Consider the following 708-nt stretch of genomic DNA (forward strand, 5'->3'; position numbering starts at 1 on the left):
GGGGTGAGGACAGTGTCTGGTGGGTAGTTTGACTGGGGCGGTCTCCTCCCAAAGAGTAACGGAGGAGCACGAAGGTTAGCTAATCACGGTCGGACATCGTGAGGTTAGTGCAAAGGCATAAGCTAGCTTGACTGCGAGAGTGACGGCTCGAGCAGGTACGAAAGTAGGTCTTAGTGATCCGGTGGTTCTGAATGGAAGGGCCATCGCTCAACGGATAAAAGGTACTCCGGGGATAACAGGCTGATACCGCCCAAGAGTTCATATCGACGGCGGTGTTTGGCACCTCGATGTCGGCTCATCACATCCTGGGGCTGAAGTAGGTCCCAAGGGTATGGCTGTTCGCCATTTAAAGTGGTACGCGAGCTGGGTTTAGAACGTCGTGAGACAGTTCGGTCCCTATCTGCCGTGGGCGTTGGAAGATTGAGAGGGGTTGCTCCTAGTACGAGAGGACCGGAGTGAACGCACCACTGGTGTTCGGGTTGTCATGCCAATGGCATTGCCCGGTAGCTAAGTGCGGAAAAGATAAGCGCTGAAAGCATCTAAGCGCGAAACTTGCCTCAAGATGAGTCTTCCCTGGGCCTTCAAGGCCCCTGAAGGAACGTTTAAGACTAAGACGTTGATAGGCTGGGTGTGTAAGTGCAGCGATGCATTGAGCTAACCAGTACTAATGATCCGTGAGGCTTAACCTTACAACACCGAAGGTGTTTT

The 708-nt window shown here is 53.1% G+C and carries 1 rRNA gene; it reads left to right on the top strand.

Going from position 1 to position 708, the window contains the following annotated elements:
• Positions 1–689, top strand: a 23S ribosomal RNA gene (locus tag WCL58_RS25255); the annotation flags it as partial.
• Between the last annotated feature and the right edge of the window lie 19 nt (positions 690–708).

This window comes from Serratia sp. TMDUHS_CL (genome assembly GCF_037137105.1).
Taxonomy (GTDB): Bacteria; Pseudomonadota; Gammaproteobacteria; order Enterobacterales; family Enterobacteriaceae; genus Serratia; species Serratia nevei.